This is a genomic window from Leisingera sp. S132 (assembly GCF_025144465.1).
GTDB lineage: Bacteria > Pseudomonadota > Alphaproteobacteria > Rhodobacterales > Rhodobacteraceae > Leisingera.
Genome location: NZ_CP083553.1, coordinates 3,839,663 through 3,858,009, shown reverse-complemented (window position 1 = coordinate 3,858,009; position 18,347 = coordinate 3,839,663). Strand labels below are relative to the sequence as shown.

The following is an 18,347-nucleotide window of genomic DNA, read 5'->3' as shown; positions in this document are numbered from 1 at the left end:
AAGCCAGTGTCAGGGGGCCATCAAGCGCCTTAGCGCTTGATGTTGGTGGTTTCCTGCAGCATTTCGTCAACGGTTTGAATGACCTTAGCGTTGGACGAGTAAGCCCGCTGTGTCTTGATCATGTCGGTCAGTTCGGTCGCTACGTCGACGGCGGATTCCTCCTGGGCATACCCAAGGATTTCTCCGGTTGGGCCATTGCCTGCGTCCCACAAGTAGAACGCCCCGGAATCATCCGTCGGCTTGTAAGTTTGGGAATCCAGCGACTGCATGCCGTTCAGGTTGGACACATCCGCCAGCGGAACTTTGTAGATTACCTTGGTGTCACCGGAGTCATACTTAGCAATGACTTCCCCGGACTCGTTGATTTCGACGGACACAAAGGAGCCAACCGCGGTACCATCCTTCACGGTTGTGCCAGGAACGAACTCGTCACCCAACTGGCTCATCCCGTTCTGCTCGCCGATGACACCGATATTGATTTCAACCGGGCCGCTGGCAGTCGTGATGGTTACCGAGCCAGCCGTAGCATCATAAGCACCGCCGGTCACAGTGGCCACGCTTTGAAGCGTGCCGGCAGTGGAAGCACTGTCATCGAAGGTCAGGGTGTATTCGCCGATCACCGTCGCGCCAGTTGCCGAGTCGACGATCTGCATCGTCCATTCATTGGTGCCGGTTGTTGCAGGTGCCACTGCAACTGTCGGCGTGTAGGTGATCGACAGCTCCTCTGACCGGCCCATATTGTCAAAATACTGCACAACATGTTCCACCGGATCGCCGCTTGCGCCAGGGTCAGTTTCAGACGCCGGCAGGTTCGCGGTCAGGCTGATCTCGGTCGTGGGTTCTGCCGACAGGCGGTTCAGGTCAATGTGGATCGGTTCCAGAGAATCGCTGGTGTCGCGCGCGACGTCCGGAACGGTGCCATCAGCCAGTGCAGGGAACCCCATCAGGACCAGGCCGGACTCGGTCGAGAGATACCCGTTCGAATCAGTCCGGAAGGACCCGGTTGAGGTCAACAGCATCGTCGGGCTGCCGCCGGCTTCCACCTCAGTGATCGAGGCCACAGGCAGCATGCCGCGGCCGCGAACAGCCAGGTCGGTTGCGTTGTTGGTCGAGACCAGCGGTCCGCGCTCGTCGATCAGGCGGACGTTGGTCGTGCGCACGCCGCCCGCCGAATACGTGCCGCCGGAGCCGGACAGAACCATTGAGTGGAAGTCGGTCTGCACCCGCTTGTAGCCGCGGGTCGAGGAGTTGGCGATGTTATCGGAAATGGAAGCCAACCGGCTGGCGTTGGCGCTCAATCCTGAAACGCCCGCGTTCAGCGACGAAGAAATGGTCATAGCACGCCTTTCTGCTGCATCTAATCATTCTGGATGCAACAGCTAGCGCATGAGCGATTAACGGGCGGCTAACAGATAAAATATGACTCATCCGTCAGCCGCCGGTTCTCAAGTTTTCAGAGCTTTAGTCCCGCAAAAAGATGATTTCGACCCTGTCGTTGCGCGCCGCCATGGGGTTGCTGACCGCCAGCTTGCGGTCGGCATGGCCGGTCACGCGCTCAATCCGGGACGCCGCCAGCCCGCCTGATTCGAGAAGCTTGCGGGTTTGATCTGCCCGGTCATGGGACAGTTCCCAAACAGGATTCTTTGCCAGCACCACAGGATGCGACCGGATATGGCCGCCAACTGCGATGTGGTTGGTCACGCCGCCAGACACACGGGCAATCATTCTGACCAGATCGCGGAACAGGGCCGTCGGATCTGCGCCGCCGTCCTCGAACAGCGGTGCGTTCTCGCTGGCAAACAGTTCAATGATCAGCCCTTCGTCCGTCACCCGTGTCACGATGTGGCGCGCCATCACGGTAGACACCATGCTTTCACCGCCGCGTCCGGACAGTTCTTCCTCAATCGCGCGGAACTTGTCGTCCTCTTGTTCCCGCTTGTCGTCAGACTCAACACCGGTATCGCCCTGCGCCTTCTGAGCGTTGGCCGGATTGACGTCAGTCGCCCCGGTGCCGGACTTCGGCTGGATATCCTCGGTGAACATACTGTCCCCTTGAAATGCACCGTTTCCGCCGCCGGAAATCCGGCTGAGCGGAATCGACGGCGAGAAGTAATCCGCCAGCCCTTTTCGTTGTTTTTCCGTCGTCGCGTTCAGCAGCCACATCAGCATGAAGAAGGCCATCATCGCGGTCACGAAGTCGGCGTAGGCCACCTTCCATGCACCGCCGTGATGACCATCGCCACCACTGACTTTTTTCCTCTTGATGATAATGGGCGCCACATTGCTCTGTGCGCTCATATCCACCACCACTATTTTCACCCATCACCGGGATAGCAGGCGGCCCGTTAATCTGGACTTAACAATTAAATTTGCCGGCAGTTCATCTGACTTACACGCCAAATTCCACCTGGTCCTATTACGCCTCGCCTCAAGGACCTGTTCCTACTGGGCAGGCCTAAAACCTGTATCTTAAAAACCTCTTATCTCGACATCGAGAAATTTTATCGAAGGTTGATCAAGAGCAATATCCGGCGCCGCCCACGGACCTAAAGTCCGGGCAACACAGCAAATGAGACACCGAAAGGAGAATATCATGCTGACCCGCAGAGCCGCACTGATGGGGGCAGCCGGCGTAGCAGCGCTGCCTGTACTTGCCAAAGCCGCCAAGGCCGAAAGCACCACAGTTCACGAGGCCGCCGCGCCTGTGGACCTGTCCAGCCTGCAGCGCATCAAGCGCGAGCTGGTCGCACCGCCCTTCGTTCATGAGCACGAGCAGGTTGCACCGGGCGAACCCCGGATCGTCGAATTCGAGATGAAGATCGTCGAGAAAGAGATCGAGGTCGACCAGGGCGCTTACCTGCAGGGCATGACCTTTGACGGCTCCATTCCGGGTCCAATGATGGTGGTGCATGAGGGCGACTATGTCGAACTCACCCTGATCAACCCGCCGGAGAACATGTTGCAGCACAACATCGACTTCCACGCTGCAACCGGCGCTTTGGGCGGCGGCGCGCTGACGCTGGTGAACCCAGGCGAAAAGACCGTGCTGCGTTTCAAGGCCACCCGTCCCGGCACCTTTGTCTATCACTGCGCACCGGGCGGTCCCATGATCCCTTGGCATGTCGCCTCGGGCATGGCCGGCACCATCATGGTCCTGCCGCGCGAAGGGCTGTCTGACCACAACGGCAATCCGGTAAAATACGACCGCGTCTACTACATCGGCGAAAACGAGTTCTACATTCCGAAGGACGAAAACGGCGATTACATCCGCTATGAGGACGTCGGCGAAAGCTACCCGGATACTCTGGAAGTCATGAACGGGCTGATCCCCAGCCATGTGGTTTTCAACGGCGCAGTGGGTGCTCTCACTGGCGAAAACGCCATGAAGGCGAAGCAGGGCGAGAAAGTGCTGTTCGTGCACAGCCAGGCCAACCGCGACAGCCGCCCGCACCTGATCGGCGGCCACGGCGACCTGGTCTGGGAAGCTGGCAAGTTCAACAACGTGCCGGACCGCGACCTTGAAACCTGGTTCATCCGCGGCGGCTCTGCCGGGGCGGCACTCTATGAGTTCCTGCAGCCGGGCGTCTATGCCTATGTGAACCACAACCTGATCGAGGCTGTGAACCTGGGTGCAACCGCACATGTGGTGGTCGAAGGCGAATGGAACAACGACCTGATGGAACAGGTGGTCGCCCCGACTGAATACTCCGGCTCCTGATCTTCGGCTGGATCTGAAACTGGACCGGGCGGCTGCATTTCGCGGCCGCCCGTTTTTGCTTGAAGGGGCGCTGACATGAAATCTGAGCTGATTGCCGCCGGATTGGCCGCCGCCATTGGCGTTCCCGGCCTTTGGTTTTCAACAGCCAAGGATCCAGCCCCGCTGGCCGAAACTGTTTTGATTGCGGCAGACACCATCGCCTACCGTCCAATCGGGAATTTTCACAAAAACGGCAAAAGCGTGGTGCCGCCGGAACAGCAGCGCCACGTGGCCGCCTTTGAAATCATGAAGGACCAGGTTTCCGCCGGCGAATACGCCGCCTGCGTTGCGGCTGGCGGCTGCAAGGAGGCAGACAGAGCGCCGGAGGACGGCGGACAGGCGCAGACACATGTCAGCTGGCACGACGCAACCGCCTATGCCCAGTGGTACTCCAAGGAAACCGGCCAGCGCTGGCGACTGCCGGACGAAGCTGAATGGCAGCTGGCAGCAGCCGAGATTTTCGGTGACGAAGCCGTGGAATCGGATGACGGGGACCCCGCTCAGCGATGGCTGCGCCAATATGCGCGCGGGGTGACCCTGCGCGGGCTGCCGGGGCCTGCGCAAAATCCCAAAAGTGAACCCGGCGCCAATAGCAACGGCCTCACCGGTCTTGGCGGCAACATCTGGGAATGGACCGACGGCTGCATGCAAAATGGCGAAGTGAACAAGGATGGCAGCCTAGCGCTTGGCGATCCTTATTGCAGCGCCCGCATCACCGGCGGCCGCCACAGGGCGGTGGTGATTGACTTCATCCGCGATGCAAGTGTCGGCGGCTGCGCTGTCGGTCTGCCGCCGGATTACCTCGGCTTCCGCCTGGTGAAAGCCCCTTGAGCAGTCAGCACGCCCGCTCCTGGCTAAACTGAAATGGGCCTCCAGCAGGAGACCCGTAAACACGCAGGACAGCGTCGAAAACGGATCAGGACGCGCGGCTGTAGCGGACGCCTTCAGGCACATGGGCATCAAAGCAGCTTGCAATTATCCGGGTCAGCGGCCGGCCCTCGGGCAGAATTTCCAGGATTTCCGCGTCCAAGCGCACAAATTCGCCAAACCGGGCTGCAATCCGGGCCAGATCCGCATCCAGACGTCCCGCCAGTCCTCCAAAGCGCTGGCGCAGCTCGGCCCGGTCCAGCCGGAACTCGCACATCAGCATCTCAATGGCACGGCCCCGCAGCAGATCTTCCTGGGTCATCACATGCCCGCGTGACCCCGTCAGCTGCCCGGCCTCAACCCGCTGAACATAGGCAGGTGTTGCGGCAGCGTTTTGGATGTAGCCACCGGCAAAGCGGGAAATCGACGACGCACCGAAACCGATGAGGGTCGGGCAGGTGTCATCTGTATACCCTTGGAAATTCCGGCGCAGGTGACCAGTACGGGCCGCTGTCTCCAGCCCGTCGCCGGGTTTGGCAAAATGGTCGATACCGATTGCGGCGAACCCCGCCTCGGCGAACGTCTCCGCCGCCAGCGTCGCCAGATGGTAACGGGCGAGGTCGTCCGGCAGCGTCTCTTCCTTGATCAGCTTTTGCCGCTTGGCCACCCAGGGGACATGCGCGTAGCCGAACAATGCCAGCCGGTCAGGGTCCAGGCTCAGAACCTTCTCCACCGTATCCGTCATCCGCGCCTGTGATTGGTGCGGCAAGCCATAGACCAGATCGGCATTCAGAGAATTAATCCCCGCCGCACGCAAATCCTCGACACAGGACTTCGTCACCTCAAACGGTTGTTCCCGGCCTATCGCCTGCTGCACAAGCGGGTCGAAATCCTGAATACCGATACTGGCCCGGTTCATGCCTTCTGCCGCCAGTGCGGCAATCTTGTCCCGGTCCACCATGGTCGGATCGATTTCCACCGAGAACTCCCAGTCCTCCGTATGCGGAAAAACCGTCTTCACTGCCTGCGCCAGCCGGTGAATCAGATGCGGCGGCAGGATGGTCGGAGTTCCCCCGCCCCAATGCATCCGCCCCATCCGCAAGCCCTTCGGCAACAGCGGCGCCACCAGTTTCAGCTCCTGCTCCAGCGTGCCGATATAGCTTTCCACCGGGTTCAGCGTCTGGGTGCCTTGCGTGCGGCAGGCGCAGAACCAGCACAGCCGCTCGCAAAACGGAATGTGCAGGTACACTGAAACCGGCACCTGCGGATCCAGCGCCATAAGTTCGCGGGCCTGCTCAGCGGCGCCAACGGCTGCGGAAAACACCGGCGCGGTCGGATAGGAGGTGTAGCGGGGCACCCGGCTGTCAAACAGCCCAAGGGCTTGGAGGCGGTCAATCTGTATCATGACTTTGCTATGCCCCTTTTCTGAATCCTCCACTTTGCGCAGGATCAAACCAGCGGCCGGATTCCGTCTTGGACGCAGCCCAAAACACTCTACTCAAGGCACTGGATTCAAATGAGAAAACAATCCTAAGCCCAATAATGAGAAAATTGTGCTGCAAGGCGAATTTTCCGTTTGACGCTGCCTGCGACTCCGCTTATACGCCGGTTTCACGACACCTGCCCAGGTGGCGGAATTGGTAGACGCGCTAGCTTCAGGTGCTAGTGTCCGTATGGACGTGGAGGTTCGAGTCCTCTCCTGGGCACCATCCCCCAAAACATTCTGAATCTTGACTGCATGGATCGCGGCTGTTCCGGTCTGGTCATGTGCTGTGCAGACATAAAAAAAAGAACGGCAGGGCGCGCCTGCCGTTTCTTCCTGTATAGCCGTTTGAATGGAAACCGGCTTCAGTTCACTGGTTTAACGGTTTCCTGAGTCTCGCTCTCTGCATCCTCTGCAGCCTCGAGAATTTCTGCATCCTCAACCGGTTCCGCGCTCTTGGCCTCAAGCGCGCCGGTGATCAGCGGCAGCATGTGGGCGGCTGCGACGCTGGCCACCTCCGGCGTCTCCGGGCGCTTCCAGGACAGGGTGTCAAAGCTGGAGCAATGCTCGCAGACCGGCGCCCATTCCGCGTGGATATGGTTGCAGCTGTCGCAGACCCACTGGGGCCCGCGCGGCGCGGTCAGCGCCTTGGCCAGCCAGCCCTGCACCACCTTGTCGCTGGCGCCTTCGCCGCGTTCAATCGCCGCCATCAGCGTCAGCGCGCGGGCATCAGGCGCCCGTTTTGCCAGGTCATTCAGCCAGCGGCGGGCTTCAGGGAAATCCTCCGCCACGATGTTCAGCTCCGCCATCACCAGACGGGTCTCGTCGTTCAGCGGCTTGATGCGCGCCAGCTGGTCAAACCGTTTGACGCGCTCAGCGGCGGTTTCCTCCGGTTCGATTGCGGCAAAGGCATGCGCCAGATCCGGGTGCGGCTGGCTTTCCCAGGCTTTCTTCAGCAGCCGCACAGCGGGGCGTTTCTTGCCCTTGGCGATATAGGCGCGGGCCGCCATGGCAGCCGCCGGGACCAGATCCGGCGACAGGCGGTTGGCCTCAATCGCCTGTTCCTGCTGCTCAACCGTTGCGCCCTCGTCCAGAACCCCCTTGGAGGCCGACAAAGCCAGAACCGCATCGCGGCGCTTGTACACATCGCGCGGCAAAGTGCCGGTCTTGAGCTTGGTTGACAGTGTCTTGCGCGCACCGGCCCAATCTTCCGCCTGCGCCTGCAGGCGCAGCAGCGTGTCCTGCACTTCCTCATGCTTGGGGCGCAGCGCCAGCGCCTTTTCGGCCAGCTGGCGGGCAGTATCCGTGTCGCCCTCCGAGAGCTTCTGCTTCATGATCCCGCGCACGCCGACAAAGCGGGTCGGCTGGTTCGACAGAAGCCGCTTATACGCCTCCGCAGCCTTGTGGGTATCGCCGCTCATCTCTGCCGCCTGGGCCACCAGCAAATCGGTCAGTTCCGGCTTCTGCAGATACTTCTCCGCCCGTGCCGCCTTGGCCAGTGCCAAGCGCCCTTCGCCAGAGGCCAGCGCCATCAGTCCGTCAGACAGCGCCTGATAGCCTTTTTGTTCGCGGCCTTTGTCCCAATACCGTGACAGCGCGGTTTCATCGCCATTCAGGAAGCGCAGCGTCGCAACCAGCAGCGACAGCAGTTTCAGGAACAGCCAGAGGCCAACAACCAGCACGCCCAGCGCAATGACGGACTGCAGCGCGCCAAGAGTGTATTCCGTGCCGGCAACGGTGATCTGCACCCCGCCTGCTGTTTCCATCAGCAGGCCTGCGCCAAAGGCCAGAACCGCGACGATTGCGACAAATACGAGGATCTTCAACAACGACCAGAGCATGGCGGCTTCCTTATTTGGCTTGCAGGCTTTGGGCCAGTTCAGCAGCTGCTGTGACAGCAGCCGCCCGCGCATTTGCCGCGGCTTCCCAATTGGACAGGGCGGCACGGGCCGTTTGGGGCAATACAGTGAGTTCGTTCAGCGCATCCTGCAGCTTGCCTGCTGCCACAGCAGCCTCCGCACGGGACAGGACCGCATCCGGGCCATCCCCCTCCTGCGGGGTGACCGAGCGCGCGCCCAGATGCCGGTTCACGTAATCCAGCAAGCCGCCGCTTCCCTTTGTCTCCTCACGTGCCGCGGCCAGCGCATCCCGGGCCGCCGGGGCAAAGCTGTCACGCAAGGAGGAAATGGTGGCGACACCACTGTCAGCCGGACCGGACAGGGCCGCGGGCACGTCCACGCCAAGATTGGAAAGCTCCTGCACATTGGCGGCATAGCTGTTGCCGCTGTCCAGTGCGGAGCGCAGCTGCGCCAGCTGTGTTTGGGCGCTGGCGATCCGCGCAGCCTCGGCGCTGGCGGCATCCATTGCCTGGGCCTCGGCCAGCATCTGTTCAACTTCAGAGCGCTGCGCGGCAAGGCTGTCCTGCAGTTTGGCCAGCTCGGTTTCAAACGCGGCCACAGCCTCAGGCGAGGTGCCTTCCGGCGGCCGGGTTTCCAGTGCAGACATCCGGGCGGCCAGTGCGTCCAGGTCCGCCCGCAAGCCCGCATCCGGGACAGGTGCGTTTTTCAGCGGTTCAATGTCAGCCGTCAGGGCATCAATGCGGGACGCAAGCGGCGCAAGGTCAGGAGCCTGATTGGCCTCAACCTGCTGTTTCATGGCGGCAAGGGCTGTCTCCAGCTCTGCCTGGCCGGTCTCTAGCGCGGTTAGTTCAACCCCGCCGCGCATAGACGCAGGCAATAGACTGTCGAGCCAGCCGCCCTGACCGGCCGCAAAGCCGATAACGGCCGCCACTGCACCGCCCAGAACCGCAGATCCGAAGCCGCCGCGCTTTTCCACAACCCGTTCGATTTCGCGGGGCGCCTCAGCCGCGGCAAGCGGCTCAACCGAAGCCTCTTCCCGCTCTGCAGTGGTATCCTGCTCAAAGGAAACCGTCTCGGTCTCGGTCTCGGTCTCGGTCTCGGTCTCGGAAACCGGGGAGTCTACATCCTCAGGGGTGTCAACGGACTCTGCACCGGTTTCGTGCGCAGCGTCCTGTTCAGAAATTTCTGCAGCATCTTCAGCCGGCTTGGTTTCACCGGGGCCGGGCTCAATCACGTCTTCCGGATTTTTCTTGTCAGCCACGCCGGCCTCCCCCTCGATTCCTAAAATACATTCTTGCGAACACGCTGGACCCTACTCCGCGCGCCCCCTGCCCTCAAGCCGGGACAGCTGCGCTGCGGCATCAACGACAGCCGCCGCCATGGCAGGTGCATCCGGGGCTTTACTTACGCTGAAAGCCTTGTAATTCAAGCCTTTCAGAGGCTCAGAAACGGTTTGGCTCAGCGCAATCAGATGCAAATGCGACGCGTCCCCGCACAGATTGGCAAAATGGCGCGCGGTCCTGGGTGAGAATAGCGGCACGATCACATCTTTTTGCGCAGCAAGCGCAGCTTTCGCCTCCTCCGTCAGCGGCAAAAGCACCTGATCATACACGATTTGCTCCCCGCAAGGGAGGCCGCCATCCGTCAGAAGCTGCGCAATTGCGCCCCGCGCATGGGCGCCGCGCAAATGCAATAGAGGTGCCTCGGGGCGCTTTTGCAGCAGGGCAGCCGTCAGCTCTTCGGCGCATTGCCCCAGAAACTCAGCCTGCCAGCCCAGTTCTGCGGCGGTCTGCGCCGTGCGTTCCCCAACACAATAGGCAGGCAGCCGCACTGTAGTTTCACGTGAAGCGGCCTCAACGCCGTTGGCAGAGGTGAAGATCACCCCTTTTACACCTTGCGTTCTGACCGGTGCCTGAACCGGCTGAATCTCCATCAGCGGAGTATAGATCACATGCAGCCCGGCAAGCGCTTCGGCTGGCAGGCTGGCGGCAAACCGCTTTGCCGCTGCCAGCGGGCGTGTCATCAGCAATGGCACCATCCAAAGGCTCCCGGGATTGTTTGCACCCCGCTTCGGTGGTAGCCCCGGCAGCAGTTTGATGCAACGGTAAGGCCATGACAAAGACCCTGACAATTCTGGGGCTGGAGAGCAGCTGTGACGACACTGCCGCCGCCGTGGTGCGGCAGGCTGAGGGTGAGCAGCCCGAGGTTCTGTCCTCGATCGTGTTCGGACAGACTGAGCTGCACAGTGCTTTTGGCGGCGTGGTGCCGGAGATTGCCGCCCGCGCCCACGCTGAAAAGCTGGACATCTGCGTCCGCGATGCACTGGCAGAAGCCGGGCTGCGCCTGAACGAAATGGATGCGGTGGCCGTCACCGCCGGCCCCGGGCTGATCGGCGGCGTGATGTCCGGTGTGATGTGCGCCAAGGGGATTGCCGCCGCGACCGGCCTGCCGCTGGTCGGGGTAAACCATCTGGCGGGACACGCGCTGACACCGCGGCTGACGGATGGGGTTGCCTATCCGTACCTGATGCTGCTGGTTTCCGGCGGCCACTGCCAGTACCTGCTGGTGCGCGGGCCGGAGGATTTCACTCGTTTGGGCGGCACTATTGACGACGCTCCGGGCGAGGCCTTTGACAAGACTGCCCGGCTGCTGGGGCTGCCGCAACCGGGCGGTCCGTCAGTGCAGGCTGAAGCGGAAAAGGGTAGTCCCAAGCGGTTCCGCTTTCCGCGGCCCTTGCTCGACCGGCCGGACTGCAACCTGTCATTCTCGGGGCTGAAGACCGCGCTGATGCGGATGCGCGATCAGATCGTTGCGGATAAAGGCGGCCTGACCCGTCAGGACCGCGCCGACCTATGCGCCGGGTTTCAGGCTGCTGTGGTTGATACTCTGGCGGAGAAAACCCGCCGCGCAATCCGTCTGTATCTCGAAGAGCAACCAATGCAGCCAACCATTGCCGTGGCTGGCGGAGTAGCAGCAAATACCGCCATCCGGGCAGCGTTAGAGACAGTTTGTGCAGAGGCAGGCACCGCCTTTACCGCCCCGCCGCTGCGGCTATGCACCGACAATGCAGCAATGATCGCCTATGCGGGCCTTGAGCGGTTCAAAGCGGGCGCGCGCGACGGGCTGGACCTGACCGCCCGGCCCCGCTGGCCGCTGGATAAAAGCAGCCCGGCGCTGATCGGATCCGGCCGCAAAGGAGCCAAAGCATGAGCATTTCTGTATTGGGCTCGGGCGCCTTTGGCACCGCCCTGGCAATCTCGCTGGCCGGCAACGGCCCCGTGACCCTTTGGGCGCGCAACGCGGTGAAGGCCCAGGCGATGCAGGACAGCCGCCGCAACGGGACCCGCCTGCCTGGTGTGGCACTGCCGGAAAGCCTCTCCGTCACGGCGGATATTGCCACGGCGAGCCAGTCCGGCGTCCTGCTCCTGGCGGTGCCGATGCAGACGCTGCGCATTGTGCTGGAGGAGTACGGCGCGCAGCTGGCAGGAAAGACACTTGTCGCCTGCTGCAAGGGCATTGAACTGGAGACCGGGCTAGGCCCTGTTGCCGTCATCCGCGAAGTTCTGCCGGATGCGCAGGCCGCGCTGCTGACCGGGCCAAGTTTTGCCGCTGACATCGCCCGTGGACTGCCAACCGCGCTGACGCTGGCCTGCGGTGATGTGGAGCTGTGCAAGTCCCTTCAGGAACAGCTGACCACAGCCAATCTGCGCCTGTATCGAACCACAGACACCATCGGCGCGGAAATCGGCGGCGCGCTGAAGAATGTGATGGCGATTGCCTGCGGTGCGGTCATCGGCGCCGGGCTGGGTGACAGCGCCCGTGCGGCGCTGATGACCCGCGGTTATGCGGAGATGCAGCGCATGGCGCTGGCAAGCGGTGCCAAGGCGGAAACCCTGGCCGGGCTTTCAGGCTTTGGCGACCTCGCGCTGACCTGCACTTCTGACTTGTCCCGCAACTACCGGTTGGGCCTGTCCATAGGCCGCGGCGAGGAGTTCGACCCCAGTATCACGGTGGAAGGCGCCGCCACAGCGCGGGCCGTCGCGGAGCAGGCCCAGCGGATGGTTTTGGATATGCCGGTCACGCTCACGGTAACCAATTTAGTAGATCAGCGCTTGACGATCAGCGAGGCAGCGGCACATTTGCTTAAAAGACCATTAAAAGAGGAATAAAATGCTCATCGCATTGATCGCCCGCGACAAACCCGGCCATCTGCAAACCCGGCTGGACAACCGAGACGCCCATCTGGCCTATATCAACGACACTGGCGCGGTAGCGCAGGCAGGACCGCTCTTGGATCAGGAAGGCAATATGGCTGGTTCCCTGGTAATCCTGGATGTAGAGGACATGGCAGCCGGCGAGGTATGGGCAGCGAACGACCCTTACAACAAAGCAGGCCTGTTCGAAGCAGTAGAATTGATCACCTGGAAAAAAGTTATCGGCTGATGCGGTATTGGCTGTTCAAATCCGAACCCTCCACCTGGAGCTGGGATAACCAGGTCGCCAAGAGCGATGAAGGCGAGGAATGGGATGGCGTTCGGAACTACCAGGCGCGTAACTTCATGCGCGAAATGAAAATCGGCGACCGAGGCTTTTTCTATCATTCGCAGAAAGAGAAATCCGTGGTCGGCATTGTCGAGGTCTGCGCCGAGGCGCATCCCGACAGCACCACCGAGGACGGCCGCTGGGAGTGCGTGGACATCAAGGCGGTGCGATCCTTTGCAAAACCGGTCAGCCTGGACCAGATCAAGGCCGACCCGCGGCTGGAAGACATGGTGCTGGTGAAAAACTCCCGCCTGTCTGTGCAGCCGGTGAGCGAAGCCGAATGGGCCGCCATCTGCGCTCTGGGGGAGACAGATCCCGGCTGATCTGACACTCTGCTCTCAAGTGGGTGAAACCATTGAGGAGAGCATCATGGGATATATCAGCGTGATTGCCGCGGCTGCGGCTGCCTTTGCCTTGGGAGCCGCGTATTACGGTGCCCTGGCGAAACCCTGGATTGAGGCTTCGGGAGTCGAGTGCGACGAGACCGGAAAGCCGAAGGGCGGGCAAAGCCCGATGATCTTTGCCATGGCTTTTGTCCTGCAATTGATCGTCGCCGGCATGATGCGCCATGTGTTCAGCCTGTCAGGCATCGAAACCATAGGGGCGGGTCTGGTTGGCGGCGCCGGTATCGGCTTGTTTTTCATCAGCCCCTGGATTGCGCTCAACAACATGTACGGAATGCGGCCGGTGAAACTGACGCTGATCGATGGCGGATATGCGACGCTGGCCTGCGCGGCCGCCGGGCTTGTGCTGGTGCTGTTCTAAGCCGTCACGAACCTGAAATGAAAAAGGGAAGGACCTGAGGACAATCAGGACCTTCCCTTCCACCCCGCGTGCTCCACTATCCACCACACGCGTATGAAAATCTGGTTCCTGGCCGTCCTGGCCGGTTACTTAGGTATAGGCCGCCCAGCGCCGATTCCGCAAAACAATAACCCGGACAATGCGAGCTAAATCAGAAGTGACGGGAAGCAACCGGGAGGGTTTCATCTTCAGGTTTTACCGTCCGCACTTGTCCCGCCCCCTGTTTCGCAATACCCGCCGCCATCTGGCGCCAGTGCGGATGCCTTTCCGGAACCGGGACCTATATCGAGGCCTGCGTAGTAGAAATATGGAGGAGATATGCCATGCAAAAGTTTCTCATCGAACGGGACATCCCAAAGGTCGGCAGCATGAGCGGTGAAGAACTAAGCGGCGCGGCGCGCACCTCCAATGATGCACTGGCCAAACTGGCCCCCCGGGTCCAATGGCAGCACTCCTATGTTGCCGGCGATAAAACTTTCTGCATTTATCTGGCCGACTCCGAAGACGCGATACACGAGCATTCGAAACTGAGCGGCTTTCCGGCCAGCAAAATCACCAGAATCGAAACTGTCATCGACCCCACTACCGGCAATTAGCATCATGCAAAGAAAAGCGCCGCCGGATTTCCCCGGCGGCGCTGTTTTGTGTTCTGCTGCTCCCGCTTAGTAGCGGTAGTGCTCCGGCTTGAACGGGCCTTCCGGCTTGACGCCGATATAGGCGGCCTGCTCAGAGCTCAGCTGGGTCAGCTTGACGCCGATGCGGCCCAGATGCAGGCGGGCGACTTTCTCGTCCAGGTGCTTGGGCAGGATGTAGACGTCGTTTTCGTAGTTGTCGCCGCGGGTCCACAGCTCGATCTGGGCCAGCACCTGGTTGGTGAAGGAGGCCGACATCACGAACGACGGGTGGCCGGTGGCGTTGCCGAGGTTCAGCAGGCGGCCTTCGGACAGCAGGATGATGCGGTTGCCCGAGGGCATCTCGATCATATCCACCTGGTCCTTAATGTTGGTCCACTTGTGGTTCTTCAGCGCGGCGACCTGAATTTCATTGTCGAAGTGGCCGATGTTACCGACAATCGCCATGTCCTTCATCTCGCGCATGTGCTCGATGCGGATCACGTCCTTGTTGCCGGTGGTGGTGATGAAGATGTCGGCGGAACCGACTTCCTCTTCCAGCAGCACCACTTCAAATCCATCCATGGCTGCCTGCAGGGCGCAGATCGGGTCGGCTTCAGTGACTTTCACCCGGGCGCCGGCGCCGCGCAGGGAGGCTGCGGAGCCTTTGCCCACATCGCCGTAACCGCAAACCACGGCAACCTTGCCAGCCATCATGGTGTCGGTAGCGCGGCGGATGCCGTCGACCAGCGATTCCTTGCAGCCGTATTTGTTGTCGAACTTCGACTTGGTGACCGAGTCGTTCACGTTGATCGCCGGGAACGGCAGCTGGCCGTTCTTCTGCAGCTCGTACAGTCGGTGGACGCCGGTGGTGGTTTCCTCGGACACGCCCAGGATCGCGTTGCGGGTCTTGGTGAACCAGCCCGGGGAGGCCTCCATGCGTTTCTGGATCTGCGCCTTGATGACCGCTTCCTCTTCGGACTGCGGCACCGGGATGATGTCTTCGCCTGCTTCGGCGCGGGCGCCCAGCAGCACATAGAGGGTGGCGTCGCCGCCATCGTCCAGGATCAAGTTGGCACCTTCGGGGAACATGAAGGATTTGTCGAGATAGTCCCAATGCTCTTCAAGGGTCTGGCCCTTGATCGCGAAGACAGGAATGCCGGCTTCGGCAATCGCCGCGGCGGCATGATCCTGGGTCGAGAAGATGTTGCAGGAGGCCCAGCGCACATCCGCGCCCAGCGCCACCAGCGTTTCGATCAGCACAGCGGTCTGAATGGTCATATGCAGCGAGCCGACGATGCGGGCGCCCTTCAGCGGCTTGCTTGCGCCGTATTCTTCGCGCAGCGCCATCAGGCCCGGCATTTCGGTTTCAGCGATGTCCAGCTCTTTGCGGCCAAAGCCTGCCAGCGCGATGTCTTTGACGATATAATCCCCGGCCATAGTCTGCTCCATTCCGGTTGCGAGTACACTTGGTGCAGGGCCTAGCACTGCAATAGTTGATATTCAACGAAGATACCCGCTGCCGGAGCCGCTGGCTCAGGCTTTTCGTCATGTGTCAGGCAGGTGGGGAAGCCTGTCAGGCAGCCAAAGTCAGCTTGGCGTGCCCAAGTCCGGGGCTTTTTCCGCAATGTGGAAAAAAGAGGATCCGGTTGCGACAACGCAGCTGATCCCGTTTGCATGTGTAACGAGAACCGTAAAGGTGCCGGTTTCATCCGACGACCAAACTTCAATCACTGTCGCTTCGGGGCGGCTTTTCTGCAGTCCGCCGGCGGTCAACCGTTCGGAGTATCCGCTTTCCAGTTTTTGCGTCATGACCTCTCGGTCACCGCAACTGGCGGCCAAGGCTGGCGGCGCTGTCGCTGCCATGCCAAACAACAGGGAAAGACCTAGTAAACGCTTGAACATGACAAACTCCTTTCTGTTGCGTGTCACGTCGCAGAAGGGGTTTGCCGCAGGGTGGGGGCGGTGCCCCTTGTCTCAATAATATTGGGTCTGAATGCACCTTTTTCAAACTCACGCCGCATAAACTGCCCGTTTTCATACGTGTTCGCGCAAACACGTAAACGATGGCAGGCATTGTCCGAGACTGCCCCAGAAGGTAGTCAAAGAACTGAGTGCAGCGACAGGAAACCCCATGCCCGCCAAACCCGCCCGCGCCTGGCAGCGTATGCTGTCCGGCCGCCGTCTGGACCTGCTGGATCCGACACCCGTGGATATCGAGATCGAGGATATCGCCCACGGGCTGGCCTTTGTGGCGCGCTGGAACGGCCAGACGATGGGGGACTTTGCCTACTCAGTCGCAGAGCATTCATTGCTGGTCGAGGACATCTTTACCCGTTTGCAGCCCAAGGCGCCGGTCAAATGGCGGCTGGCGGCGCTGTTGCACGATGCGCCGGAATATGTGATCGGCGACATGATCTCTCCGGTGAAAGCGGCCGTAGGGCCGGACTACGGGGAGCTTGATCAGCGGCTGACGGCAGCCATTCACTTGCGGTTCGGGCTGCCGGCGGCGCTGCCCAAGGCGGTCAAGGCGCTGATCAAGCGGGCGGACAAGGTCAGCGCCTGGATGGAAGCGGTGCAGATCGCGGGGTTTTCTGAAGCCGAAGCCAGCAAGTTCTTTGGCCGCCCGAATGCGGACATTGCCGAGGGCCTGCACATCCGGCTGCGTCCGCCGGTCGAGGTGCGGCAGGATTTCATTGCCCGGCACCTAGCACTATTGCAGCAGATGTGAATGAAACGGGTTGTACCCAGCCAGGGCCGCTGCCCTGCCGGTGGTTCCAATCGGTAACCTGCTGCCTGTCCTGCATTTAAAGAATAGCAAAGTAAGGATGGCGGCGCCGCCATGGGGCGGAGGCGGGACGGGAGAGTTACTCCCGCACGCGAAACGTCGTCTGTGCGTGCCCGTGCCAATGGGCCCTGTTCCAAAGTGCCGGGGGTGTCAGGCCCGGCGGTGACCGCGATCGATTGGAACTATGCCGCAGGCCGCTTAAGATCCCGTGAGACCAGCGTGCGCCGGGTGCGCAACACCCTGCGGGTGAGGGGCGTAGCCCGTTTTTGGAGAGGAAGGCTCAGCGCGGGCTGCGCTTGGCCAGGATCCGCTGCAGGGTGCGGCGGTGCATATTCAGCCGGCGGGCGGTTTCCGAGACATTGCGGTCGCAGAGCTCATAGATCCGCTGGATGTGTTCCCAGCGCACCCGGTCGGCGCTCATCGGGTTTTCCGGCGGCGGCGGCAGCTCATCTCCGGTGGACAGCAGCGCGTTCATGATGTCTGTGGCATCGGCCGGCTTGGACAGGTAATCGGTCGCGCCGATCTTGACCGCTGCCACTGCGGTGGCGATGGCGCCATAGCCGGTCAGAACCACAACCCGGCTGTCGGGGCGTTTCTCGCGCAGTACCTCAACCACATCCAGGCCATTGCCGTCCTCCAGCCGCAGATCAACCACGGCATAGGCCGGCGGGCGGGCGGTAGCGATGGCGCTGCCTGCGGCAACAGATCCCGCGGTCTCTACCTCGAAGCCGCGTTTCTCCATTGCCTTGGCCAAGCGCCGCAGGAACGGCTCGTCATCATCCACGAGCAGCAGTGTCTTGTCAGGTCCAATGTCCTGCAGAGCAGTTTCGGCCATGCCCGGTCCTCCGCGCGGTTTTATCTATTGGCGCAAGAATATGTCCGTGCAGGGGAAAAGGTCAAACAGCTATCCTGCTTCAGATTTTCCCGACAAAGCAGGCTGTCTTGTCGGCCATCTGCTCCGCCGTTTCATCGCGTCGGAAGAACTCAACAAAACCTTCCTCGGGCAGGACCAGGTAGGACATGGTTGTGTGGTCGACGAGGTAATAATCCTCATCCCCTTCGTTCTTCTTGAAGTAGGTCTTGTAGGCCTTGCTGGCCGCCTTCACCTGCTCCAGCGAACCTGTCAACCCGATCATCTTCTCGTGCAGGTTGGCAGCGAAATCACCAACGGCTTCAGGGGTATCGCGGTCCGGGTCGATGGAAATGAACACTGGTGTCGCACTAATGCCGCGCTTCGCCAGAACGTCGATGGCGTCTGCATTGCGGGCGGCGTCCATCGGGCAGACATCGGGACAGAAGGTGTAGCCGAAATAGACGATGGACGGCTCGGTGATCACATCTTTGTCGGTGACGGTTTCGCCCTTGGCATTGATCAGTTCGAACGGCCCGCCGATGGTTTCACTGCCGCCTGCAATCTGACTGCTGCGGCACTGCGCGAATTTGTCACCCCCGCCGCCCCCACGTGTCAGAAACCAGACACCGCCCACAAGGGCAGCGACAAAAGCAGCAGCGAGGAGAGCAAAGACGCGGGTCATGGGATCACACTTTTCGTCTGGGAAGGGTTGTTGATCGTTTGCGGCGCCAGACCTATCAAGAAATACGGCCGATGCAACTGGCGCACGGCGTCACATCTGCG

General features: G+C 61.2%; 19 protein-coding genes and 1 tRNA gene. 10 read left to right on the top strand and 10 right to left on the bottom strand.

The window, feature by feature from the left end:
• Nucleotides 1-29: 29 nt before the first annotated feature.
• Both K3725_RS18995 and K3725_RS18990 read right to left on the bottom strand, forming a co-directional pair.
• A complete protein-coding gene (locus K3725_RS18995; protein WP_260016793.1) occupies nucleotides 30-1,337 on the bottom strand; it encodes a flagellar hook protein FlgE in 1,308 nt (435 codons plus the stop codon).
• A 124-nt stretch (nucleotides 1,338-1,461) separates the two neighbouring features.
• A complete protein-coding gene (locus K3725_RS18990; RefSeq protein WP_260016792.1) occupies nucleotides 1,462-2,298 on the bottom strand; it encodes a flagellar motor protein MotB in 837 nt (278 codons plus the stop codon).
• Nucleotides 2,299-2,593: 295 nt separating this feature from the next.
• Here K3725_RS18990 and nirK point away from each other — a divergent pair, with 295 nt between their 5' ends.
• Together nirK and K3725_RS18980 are read left to right on the top strand one after the other, a co-directional pair.
• Nucleotides 2,594-3,718: a copper-containing nitrite reductase gene (nirK, locus tag K3725_RS18985; RefSeq protein WP_260016791.1), complete on the top strand. Its 1,125-nt coding sequence runs from the start codon at nucleotides 2,594-2,596 to the stop codon at nucleotides 3,716-3,718.
• A gap of 75 nt (nucleotides 3,719-3,793) precedes the next feature.
• Nucleotides 3,794-4,588: a formylglycine-generating enzyme family protein gene (locus K3725_RS18980; protein ID WP_260016790.1), complete on the top strand. Its 795-nt coding sequence runs from the start codon at nucleotides 3,794-3,796 to the stop codon at nucleotides 4,586-4,588.
• 85 nt (nucleotides 4,589-4,673) lie between these two features.
• On the opposite strand, the gene hemN is transcribed toward K3725_RS18980, so the two are convergent.
• Entirely contained in the window at nucleotides 4,674-6,029 is a 1,356-nt protein-coding gene (gene hemN, locus K3725_RS18975; RefSeq protein WP_260016789.1) for an oxygen-independent coproporphyrinogen III oxidase, read from the bottom strand.
• Nucleotides 6,030-6,246: 217 nt separating this feature from the next.
• Here hemN and K3725_RS18970 point away from each other — a divergent pair.
• Nucleotides 6,247-6,333 (top strand) — tRNA-Leu (locus K3725_RS18970).
• Between the two features lie 139 nt (nucleotides 6,334-6,472).
• Here the strand turns inward: K3725_RS18970 and K3725_RS18965 are convergent.
• The 3 genes from K3725_RS18965 to K3725_RS18955 are packed head-to-tail and all read right to left on the bottom strand — an operon-like array spanning nucleotide 6,473 to nucleotide 9,989.
• Entirely contained in the window at nucleotides 6,473-7,948 is a 1,476-nt protein-coding gene (locus K3725_RS18965) for a heme biosynthesis protein HemY (protein WP_260016788.1), read from the bottom strand.
• Nucleotides 7,949-7,958: 10 nt separating this feature from the next.
• Entirely contained in the window at nucleotides 7,959-9,227 is a 1,269-nt protein-coding gene (locus tag K3725_RS18960) for a COG4223 family protein (protein WP_260016787.1), read from the bottom strand.
• 51 nt (nucleotides 9,228-9,278) lie between these two features.
• On the bottom strand, nucleotides 9,279-9,989 hold the full coding sequence (locus K3725_RS18955; RefSeq protein WP_260016786.1) for a uroporphyrinogen-III synthase: 711 nt from the start codon (nucleotides 9,987-9,989) through the stop codon (nucleotides 9,279-9,281).
• A gap of 89 nt (nucleotides 9,990-10,078) precedes the next feature.
• On the opposite strand from K3725_RS18955, the gene tsaD reads away from it, so the two are divergent.
• The 6 genes from tsaD to K3725_RS18925 all read left to right on the top strand — a co-directional run bounded on the left by tsaD (nucleotide 10,079) and on the right by K3725_RS18925 (nucleotide 13,908).
• Nucleotides 10,079-11,176 (top strand): tRNA (adenosine(37)-N6)-threonylcarbamoyltransferase complex transferase subunit TsaD, encoded by a 1,098-nt coding sequence (gene tsaD, locus K3725_RS18950; RefSeq protein WP_260016785.1) that lies wholly within the window; start codon nucleotides 10,079-10,081, stop codon nucleotides 11,174-11,176.
• Nucleotides 11,173-12,135: an NAD(P)H-dependent glycerol-3-phosphate dehydrogenase gene (locus K3725_RS18945; protein ID WP_260016784.1), complete on the top strand. Its 963-nt coding sequence runs from the start codon at nucleotides 11,173-11,175 to the stop codon at nucleotides 12,133-12,135. Before tsaD ends, K3725_RS18945 begins: the two co-directional genes overlap by 4 nt.
• Before the next feature lies 1 nt (nucleotide 12,136).
• Entirely contained in the window at nucleotides 12,137-12,409 is a 273-nt protein-coding gene (locus K3725_RS18940) for a YciI family protein (RefSeq protein ID WP_260016783.1), read from the top strand.
• Complete coding sequence (locus K3725_RS18935) at nucleotides 12,409-12,831, top strand: EVE domain-containing protein (protein ID WP_260016782.1); 423 nt, start codon at nucleotides 12,409-12,411, stop codon at nucleotides 12,829-12,831. Before K3725_RS18940 ends, K3725_RS18935 begins: the two co-directional genes overlap by 1 nt.
• A gap of 46 nt (nucleotides 12,832-12,877) precedes the next feature.
• Nucleotides 12,878-13,273, top strand: coding sequence for a DUF1761 domain-containing protein (locus tag K3725_RS18930; RefSeq protein WP_260016781.1), 396 nt, complete (start codon nucleotides 12,878-12,880; stop codon nucleotides 13,271-13,273).
• 362 nt (nucleotides 13,274-13,635) lie between these two features.
• A complete protein-coding gene (locus K3725_RS18925) occupies nucleotides 13,636-13,908 on the top strand; it encodes a DUF4242 domain-containing protein (protein ID WP_260016780.1) in 273 nt (90 codons plus the stop codon).
• 66 nt (nucleotides 13,909-13,974) lie between these two features.
• On the opposite strand, the gene ahcY is transcribed toward K3725_RS18925, so the two are convergent.
• Together ahcY and K3725_RS18915 are read right to left on the bottom strand one after the other, a co-directional pair.
• Complete coding sequence (ahcY, locus tag K3725_RS18920; RefSeq protein ID WP_260016779.1) at nucleotides 13,975-15,363, bottom strand: adenosylhomocysteinase; 1,389 nt, start codon at nucleotides 15,361-15,363, stop codon at nucleotides 13,975-13,977.
• 150 nt (nucleotides 15,364-15,513) lie between these two features.
• Entirely contained in the window at nucleotides 15,514-15,828 is a 315-nt protein-coding gene (locus K3725_RS18915; protein ID WP_039184465.1) for a hypothetical protein, read from the bottom strand.
• A 229-nt stretch (nucleotides 15,829-16,057) separates the two neighbouring features.
• Between K3725_RS18915 and K3725_RS18910 the strand changes: the two genes are divergently transcribed.
• On the top strand, nucleotides 16,058-16,654 hold the full coding sequence (locus K3725_RS18910; RefSeq protein ID WP_260016778.1) for an HD family hydrolase: 597 nt from the start codon (nucleotides 16,058-16,060) through the stop codon (nucleotides 16,652-16,654).
• A 337-nt stretch (nucleotides 16,655-16,991) separates the two neighbouring features.
• Here K3725_RS18910 and K3725_RS18905 read toward each other — a convergent pair whose 3' ends face one another.
• Entirely contained in the window at nucleotides 16,992-17,546 is a 555-nt protein-coding gene (locus tag K3725_RS18905) for an ActR/PrrA/RegA family redox response regulator transcription factor (RefSeq protein WP_222476806.1), read from the bottom strand.
• Nucleotides 17,547-17,625: 79 nt separating this feature from the next.
• On the bottom strand, nucleotides 17,626-18,246 hold the full coding sequence (locus K3725_RS18900) for an SCO family protein (protein WP_260016777.1): 621 nt from the start codon (nucleotides 18,244-18,246) through the stop codon (nucleotides 17,626-17,628).
• Nucleotides 18,247-18,347 lie beyond the last annotated feature (101 nt).

Bases quoted from the DNA above. Each gene is read 5' to 3' on its own strand.
- K3725_RS18965 (WP_260016788.1), bottom strand. From the start codon at position 7,948: ATGCTCTGGTCGTTGTTGAAGATCCTCGTATTTGTCGCAATCGTCGCG.
- K3725_RS18900 (WP_260016777.1), bottom strand. From the start codon at position 18,246: ATGACCCGCGTCTTTGCTCTCCTCGCTGCTGCTTTTGTCGCTGCCCTT.
- K3725_RS18905 (WP_222476806.1), bottom strand. From the start codon at position 17,546: ATGGCCGAAACTGCTCTGCAGGACATTGGACCTGACAAGACACTGCTG.
- ahcY (WP_260016779.1), bottom strand. From the start codon at position 15,363: ATGGCCGGGGATTATATCGTCAAAGACATCGCGCTGGCAGGCTTTGGC.
- K3725_RS18995 (WP_260016793.1), bottom strand. From the start codon at position 1,337: ATGACCATTTCTTCGTCGCTGAACGCGGGCGTTTCAGGATTGAGCGCC.
- K3725_RS18925 (WP_260016780.1), top strand. From the start codon at position 13,636: ATGCAAAAGTTTCTCATCGAACGGGACATCCCAAAGGTCGGCAGCATG.
- hemN (WP_260016789.1), bottom strand. From the start codon at position 6,029: ATGATACAGATTGACCGCCTCCAAGCCCTTGGGCTGTTTGACAGCCGG.
- tsaD (WP_260016785.1), top strand. From the start codon at position 10,079: ATGACAAAGACCCTGACAATTCTGGGGCTGGAGAGCAGCTGTGACGAC.
- nirK (WP_260016791.1), top strand. From the start codon at position 2,594: ATGCTGACCCGCAGAGCCGCACTGATGGGGGCAGCCGGCGTAGCAGCG.
- K3725_RS18990 (WP_260016792.1), bottom strand. From the start codon at position 2,298: ATGAGCGCACAGAGCAATGTGGCGCCCATTATCATCAAGAGGAAAAAA.
- K3725_RS18910 (WP_260016778.1), top strand. From the start codon at position 16,058: ATGCCCGCCAAACCCGCCCGCGCCTGGCAGCGTATGCTGTCCGGCCGC.
- K3725_RS18940 (WP_260016783.1), top strand. From the start codon at position 12,137: ATGCTCATCGCATTGATCGCCCGCGACAAACCCGGCCATCTGCAAACC.
- K3725_RS18915 (WP_039184465.1), bottom strand. From the start codon at position 15,828: ATGTTCAAGCGTTTACTAGGTCTTTCCCTGTTGTTTGGCATGGCAGCG.
- K3725_RS18930 (WP_260016781.1), top strand. From the start codon at position 12,878: ATGGGATATATCAGCGTGATTGCCGCGGCTGCGGCTGCCTTTGCCTTG.
- K3725_RS18945 (WP_260016784.1), top strand. From the start codon at position 11,173: ATGAGCATTTCTGTATTGGGCTCGGGCGCCTTTGGCACCGCCCTGGCA.
- K3725_RS18935 (WP_260016782.1), top strand. From the start codon at position 12,409: ATGCGGTATTGGCTGTTCAAATCCGAACCCTCCACCTGGAGCTGGGAT.
- K3725_RS18980 (WP_260016790.1), top strand. From the start codon at position 3,794: ATGAAATCTGAGCTGATTGCCGCCGGATTGGCCGCCGCCATTGGCGTT.
- K3725_RS18955 (WP_260016786.1), bottom strand. From the start codon at position 9,989: ATGACACGCCCGCTGGCAGCGGCAAAGCGGTTTGCCGCCAGCCTGCCA.